This window comes from Mycobacterium sp. E183 (assembly GCF_001667735.1).
In the GTDB taxonomy this organism is placed as follows: Bacteria; Actinomycetota; Actinomycetes; order Mycobacteriales; family Mycobacteriaceae; genus Mycobacterium.
The window spans coordinates 1-500 of sequence record NZ_LZJN01000066.1 but is presented as its reverse complement, the minus strand read 5'-3'; the positions used below and the strand labels follow the sequence as shown (position 1 = coordinate 500).

1 pseudogene is annotated in these 500 nt (G+C 71.0%); it reads right to left on the bottom strand.

Annotated elements, in window-relative coordinates:
• Positions 1-396: pseudogene (locus A5691_RS06420) on the bottom strand (LuxR family transcriptional regulator); the annotation flags it as partial.
• Positions 397-500 lie beyond the last annotated feature (104 nt).

Genomic DNA, 500 nt, shown 5'->3' with positions numbered 1-500 from the left:
TGCGCGGTCGATGCGATCGCCGTAGACGTCCGTGCAGGCCTGCACCACGTCGGCCTCGCCGAGGACGCCTGCGCCGAAACCGTCGGTGGCCGAGGGCGCCGCGGCGCGAACGTGGTCGAGGGCGACCTGCACCTCCGGGGCCTGGTGCAGCAGGCAATGGGCCCACGCGATGGCGATCTGCAGGTTCGGCCGACTGGCCAGCAACGTCTTGGGCAGCTTGTTGACCAGCCCGAGCAGCGTCGCCATCCGGCTGTGTTCCACCAGGGGCATTGCGTGGCGTTCCACCAGATCCACCGCCCCCTCGGCATCGCCCGCGGCGATTGCGTGCGTCACCGCCTCGCCGAGCAGCCCGTGGTCGGCAAACCAGGTCGATGCGGTGCGGTGCAAGTCGGCCACCCGCTCTGGATAGTCACGTTCCAGCCGTCGGCGCAGGCGTCCTCGGCGAGGCCGACGTGGTGCAGGCCTGCACGGACGTCTACGGCGATCGCATCGACCGCGCC